We start from the raw sequence: 4,876 nt of genomic DNA on the forward strand, positions 1-4,876 counted from the left end.
TGGCGACATCTGAAATATCGATGGCGATGCTTCGCCACCTGGACCAAGAAAACCATCGATGCCGAATTGGCCGACCTACTGGCCGGGTACGGCATCAAATATCAAGTCAGTTTTTCGTGAACACTTAGCTGTTTGTCGTAAACTGATTTGAACATTGAGCGTTAGATACGCATCCCTCTCAGGAGTTGCGTATCGATGAAATGCAATTTAATGCTGACGGATGTGGAGAAGCAGACCTTGGAAAAACTGGCCGTGAATCATCGCGATATCCGCACGCGTGCCGCAGTATTGGTGCTGATGGGCAGCGGGCTAGGCTACGCTCGACAAGCTTCAGCAAGCCGATCGCGGAGCAGCTGTGCGCTTGCTGATTCTGGACGAGGCGGTTTTTGCTGCTCGCCATCGCGTCAGAGAAGCCGGTTACCACGAGGCCTGCTCCATACGGCCAAACCAAACACGCATACCCGACGCAGTGTCCTCGGGGCGCCCGCTTTCCGGCCGAACGAACTGATCGACACGACACATCCCGCAGCATCAAAGGCTCGGATGTGGTCCGATCCATCGACAGCATGCTCGTCGAAGGCGATGCCCGATCAACCATGATTGTGCTGGGCAGCGCCAGCATACATCACGGTATCGACGCAGCTACACGCGAGCGTTGGTTGATCGACTACAAGGCGTACCAGCCTTACTTGCCGCCCTTCAGCCCCGAACTCAATCTGATCGAGATCGTCTGGCCGCACCTGAAATATCGATGGCGACGGTTCATCAACTGAACTAAATAACCCATCGATGCCGAACCGGCCAGTCTGCTGGCTGGCTACGGCATCAATTTCAAGCTAGTTTGGTGTGGACACTTAAGGCATTGACTGATGACAGATCACGAAGTGTTGAATTCGCAGGAAGCATTGTGCTCAGGCGCCAGGCGCAGCGTTCCGGCTCAAGAGGCTTGGTTGCTGCAGTTCAGTTCGGATCAAGGTGCATGTCTGGAGCTGACATGGAAAGAGGGTAGTGAGTCGTGGGAGGCACCGGACGGCTGGCAAGGCATCTTGCTGCTGGATCGGGTCGAGGTTCGCGTCGCCGCAGGAGAGTTGAGAGTTCGTCCGCTCAAGCTGAAAGTGTTCAGTAAGCTGTTGGCTTTCATCGATGAAGCGAATGGAGTGGAGGACGCGCGCTCAGAGTTCGCCGCCTGGTCTTTGCTGTCCCATGAGGAGCCATCGGTTTGGCAGGAACGAAAACGCTGCGAATACTGGTTTCTATTGCAGATGCTGGAGGCGCCGGCTTCGTTGTCACCATTCCTCGCCCTGTTGCGCCATAGCGAGAGCTACTGGCTAGTGCGGTTTTTGCTGGCTCAGTCGACGGGGAGCAATACCTTGCAGGATCTGGGGCAGCGTTACGGCGTGTCATATTCCCATTTTCGCCGCCTATGCCGTCATGCCTTGGGCGGTGCAGCCAAGACCGAGCTGCGAGACTGGCGGATGGCGCGCTCGATGCTAGACGTCGTGGAAAGGCGAGGAAGCCTGACCCAGATCGCCCTCATGCACGGCTATGCTTCTTCGTCTCATTTTTCAAATGAAATAAAAGGGTTGCTCGGAATGTCTCCGCGCACCTTATGCAATATCATCCGATTGGCAACAGAATGAAAAAACATCACTCGTGCGCATGGTTTTTGGCATGCGCCCTACTACTAGCGCCTCCTGTCGCTTGGGCGGCGGGGCCAACGGTTTCCGCCGGTAGCGGATATGTCGCCAAGAATGAGAGTTTGCGCAGCTTTTTCGACGCGTTGGCCGCGCAGCTGAACAAGCCCATCATCGTCAGCAAGCTGGCCGCGCGTAAGCAGATCAGCGGCGAGTTCGATTTGAGTGGCTCGCAGGCGCTGCTTGACAAGCTGTCGCAGCAGCTGGGGTTGATCTGGTATCACGACGGACAGGCGATCTACATTTACGATGCCAGCGAAATTCGCAACGCAGTGGTATCGCTGCGCAACGTGTCCTTAGGCACGTTCAATGATTTTCTACGCCGTTCCGGCTTGTACGACCGGCGTTATCCGATGCGTGGCGATGCGCGCAGCGGTACCTTCTACGTTTCCGGTCCGCCGGTTTTCGTCGATCTCGTGGTTAACGCGGCCACTTTCATGGACAAGCAGAGTAATGGCGTGGAGTTGGGGCGGCAGAAGATAGGCGTGGTGCGGCTGAACAATACCTTTGTCAGTGATAGAAGCTATGAATTGCGGGATCAAAAAATTGTCATTCCCGGCATGGCGACTGTGATCGAGAAGCTGTTGCTCGGTGAGGGAAAACCGTTGCAGAGCGGTGCGCCGTTGCGTCCGCCGGCGCGTCGAGACGATATTCCGGCGATGCCGGATTTTATTACCAGTGGTGGAGAATCGAAGGCATCGGCCTATCCGGGCGGGCTCAGCCTGCCGGAGGCGCTGAAGCAGGATGTCGCGGCCAGCGACATCAAGGTTATCGCCTACCCGGACACTAACAGCCTATTGGTCAAGGGCACGACCGAGCAAGTGCGTTTTATCGAAAAGCTCGCCGAGGCGCTGGATGTGCCGAAGCGCCACGTTGAGCTGTCGCTGTGGATCATCGATCTGGATAAAGGAGATCTGGACCAATTGGGTGTCAAGTGGAGCGGTTCGGCCACGATCGGCGACAAGCTGGGCGTGACACTGAATCAGGCTGGTTCCGTCAGCACGCTGGACGGCAGCCGCTTCATTGCGTCTGTCATGGCCCTGGAACAGAAGGACAAGGCTCAAGTGGTATCGCGTCCGGTGGTGCTGACGCAAGAAAACGTGCCGGCGCTATTCGATAACAACCGCACGTTCTATGCGAAGCTGGTTGGGGAGCGCACGGCCAACCTGCAATCCGTGACCTACGGCACCCTGATTAGCGTGTTGCCGCGTTTTTCCGCCGATGGCCAGATCGAGATGTCCTTGAATATCGAGGATGGACGCGAGGCCAAGGCTCCGGACGATGAAAATTCCAGTCCCGATGCTTTGCCCGAAGTCGGTCGCACCCGCATCAGCACAGTGGCACGCGTGCCGCAGGACAAGAGCTTGTTGATCGGTGGCTATACTCGCGATTCCAGCGTAGAGCGGACTGCCAGGATCCCCGGGTTGGGGAGGTTGCCCCTGGTCGGGGGCTTGTTCCGCTATCGCAACCAGAATCAGAGCAATACCGTGCGGGTGTTCCTGATTCAGCCGCGCGAGATCGTCGATCCGTTGACTCCCGATGCCAGCGACTTGGCGGAGGGTGTGACAAAGCAGGCGGGCATTGGCAATGATCCGCAGCAGCAATGGGTTCGCGACTACCTAGATCGCGGGGGCCGCCGTGGAGATTAGTGCTCGCCCGATACCAACCATAGGCCTGCGCTCGGCCAAGCATCACGCCAGACAGGATGCGCAGCGCGATGTGGTGCGGAAGGGAGATGCGTTCCAGGCGGAGGCGCAGCGCGCGGATGATACCGATCCCGCCGCCGAGGTGCAGCGCTTTCTCCAGTCCACCGATGAAATGGCGGCTGTGCTGACGCAGTTTCGCAATCGTCGCGATTACGACAGAAAGCTAGGCAACCTGGCCGACAGCTTCGAGCGCGTGTTGGACGAGGAAGCGCAACCGAAGGCGCAGCAGATCATCCAGGTGGCTAAGGCGCATGGAATCAGCGAGGCGGAGTTGCTGCGCGAGGCCCGCGCGCTATTTCCCGACGACAGCGATCTGGTGCTGGTGCTGCGCGAGCTGTTGCGACGCCGCCAGATGGAAGAGGTGGTGCATAAGCGCTTGCAAGCGCTGCTCAAGGAAGTTGAGGATCAGGCCAAGCCCAAATTGCTGAAGGCCGGGATCAATTGCGCGCTCAAGGCTAGGCTGTTCGGCAAGGCGCTACAGTTGAGTCCCGGCATATTGCGCGCCAGCTATCGGCAGTTCCTGCAATCCGAGGCAAGGGAAGTGGATGTCTACGTCGACTGGATCGGCAGCTACGGCTATCAGCGCCGCGCGACGGTGCTGGACTTCATGGAAGGTGCGCTTCTGACGGACATCGACTCGCAGGACGCCAGTTGTTCGCGGCTGGAGTTTGGGTATCTGCTGGGGCGGCTTGGTCAGCTCAAACTGCTGCGTTCCAGCGATGCCGTGTTTGTGGGCGGCTTGCTGGCAAACGAGAAAGTCTGTGAGTTCAATGGCAACGAAGCCGATTGGGTGTTGTTTTTGCTGTCCATACTGCAGTCACCGCAGGAGTTGGACGCGCTGCTGGCCGATGTGGTGGGGCGCAGCGCGTTGCTTAGCCGACGTAGCGAACAGTCCATATTGCTGCAGGCCTTGTATCGGGCCTGCAAGGTATTGTCTCCGACGCTGTTCGTCGACGCGCGCTGGCAGGACGCCCTGCTAGAGAAGCTGCGCCACATGGCGAATATTGCCTACGAGCACGAACGGATCGAGCGCAGGCGCATGAGTGGTTGATGTGGTTCGGTTCTGTCGCAACGAGTTAAAGTCAAATGTGGTGGGCTTTGTTCGGAAGGGGGTGGTTGCGCGGCAGCGTGAGGTCGAGTAGAAAGGGCAATTGATCTATGCCTCGTGAACGTTCATTGCCATACAAAGCCAGCCTGAAATCCGGAGCGCCGCGCAAACGCCCGAAACCGACGTATCGGGTCGCGAACGCCCGCGCCTACAATCAGAGCCTGAAGCGGCGAGGCCAGCTCAGCCTCTACTGCCCGGAGGGCGACCTGAAGGCGCTGTTCATCAACACCCAGCCGTATGGGCCGGGTGTGTCCGGGCGTGCCCCAACCTACACGAACGCCTACATCGAGCTGATCTATACGTTTTACCGGTTGTTTCGTTGGGCGATGCGTCAGATCACCGGCTTCATGGAAGAGTACTGGCGGCTG

General features: G+C 58.1%; 4 protein-coding genes and 1 pseudogene. All 5 read left to right on the forward strand.

Annotation, left to right across the window (positions count from 1 at the left end):
• Positions 1-386 precede the first annotated feature (386 nt).
• Positions 387-773 carry a transposase gene (locus CFB82_RS40920; RefSeq protein WP_089487887.1) on the forward strand — a complete coding sequence of 129 codons (387 nt, stop codon included), beginning with the start codon at positions 387-389 and terminating at the stop codon, positions 771-773.
• Between the two features lie 96 nt (positions 774-869).
• Positions 870-1,640 (forward strand): AraC family transcriptional regulator InvF, encoded by a 771-nt coding sequence (invF, locus tag CFB82_RS40925; RefSeq protein WP_218829099.1) that lies wholly within the window; start codon positions 870-872, stop codon positions 1,638-1,640.
• Entirely contained in the window at positions 1,637-3,343 is a 1,707-nt protein-coding gene (sctC, locus tag CFB82_RS40930) for a type III secretion system outer membrane ring subunit SctC (RefSeq protein ID WP_089487888.1), read from the forward strand. The genes invF and sctC overlap by 4 nt, the downstream gene beginning before the upstream one ends.
• Complete coding sequence (locus tag CFB82_RS40935; RefSeq protein WP_306426998.1) at positions 3,333-4,451, forward strand: YopN/LcrE/InvE/MxiC type III secretion system gatekeeper; 1,119 nt, start codon at positions 3,333-3,335, stop codon at positions 4,449-4,451. The genes sctC and CFB82_RS40935 overlap by 11 nt, the downstream gene beginning before the upstream one ends.
• A gap of 107 nt (positions 4,452-4,558) precedes the next feature.
• Positions 4,559-4,876 (forward strand): annotated as a pseudogene (locus tag CFB82_RS40940) (hypothetical protein); the annotation flags it as partial.

Origin of the sequence: Burkholderia sp. HI2714, assembly GCF_002223085.1 — a bacterium.
Taxonomy (GTDB): Bacteria; Pseudomonadota; Gammaproteobacteria; order Burkholderiales; family Burkholderiaceae; genus Burkholderia; species Burkholderia lata_D.